Source organism: Nonomuraea basaltis, assembly GCF_005893125.1.
Lineage (GTDB): Bacteria > Actinomycetota > Actinomycetes > Streptosporangiales > Streptosporangiaceae > Nonomuraea > Nonomuraea basaltis.
Map to the genome: position 1 here is coordinate 1 of NZ_VCJS01000635.1, position 641 is coordinate 641.

Genomic DNA, 641 nt, shown 5'->3' on the forward strand with positions numbered 1-641 from the left:
GCCTCGGGACCCAGCTCGTCGAACAGGTCGCTGAGCTGTGCTCGCTCGACGGCGTCGAAGAGCAGATCGGCCATATCGCCGGAGTATAGCGAGGCCGGCGGCGGGCTTGGAGGCTCCCTGAGGACGAGCCGAGCTACACCCAAGCGACATGGCGGGAGCGCGCCCTCAACGCCGAGGACGCGTTGAAGGCAGCCCACGCCGAGATCGTCCAACAGCGGCGCCGCATCGGCGAACTCCTGGGCCAGATCCGAGATCTTGAGGCTGAGTGGACGCAGGACGCCATCCAGCGCATCACCACCGAGAACACCACCCTCAAGCAGCGAGTACGGCAACTCACCACCGACAACCGAACCCTGGAGGAACGACTCAAAGCCGCACGATCGAACATGCGGTTCCAGGACCGCCGCGTCGCCGACCTCGAAGCCCAGCTCCTCGACCCCACGACCGGCAACTAACCCGACAAGACCCCCGACCCGACGGCCCCGATCACCACCCGGTGGCCGGGCCCGTCGGCCGGTGTCGCAGGACCCGTCGGCTGGCCAGCCGGGCTGCCCGGCGCAAGGCGGGCTCAGCGGGGGCATGGTCTCGGGCCAGGCTTGGTCGCGCGGGCCGGTCTCGGCAGTAGGTGCACCCGAGGTCAC

At 69.3% G+C, this 641-nt stretch carries 1 protein-coding gene; it reads left to right on the forward strand.

All coding sequences use genetic code 11. The annotated features are described in order from the left end of the window. Positions 1-182 precede the first annotated feature (182 nt). Positions 183-455 carry a hypothetical protein gene (locus EJK15_RS69810; protein ID WP_206062427.1) on the forward strand — a complete coding sequence of 91 codons (273 nt, stop codon included), beginning with the start codon at positions 183-185 and terminating at the stop codon, positions 453-455. Positions 456-641 lie beyond the last annotated feature (186 nt).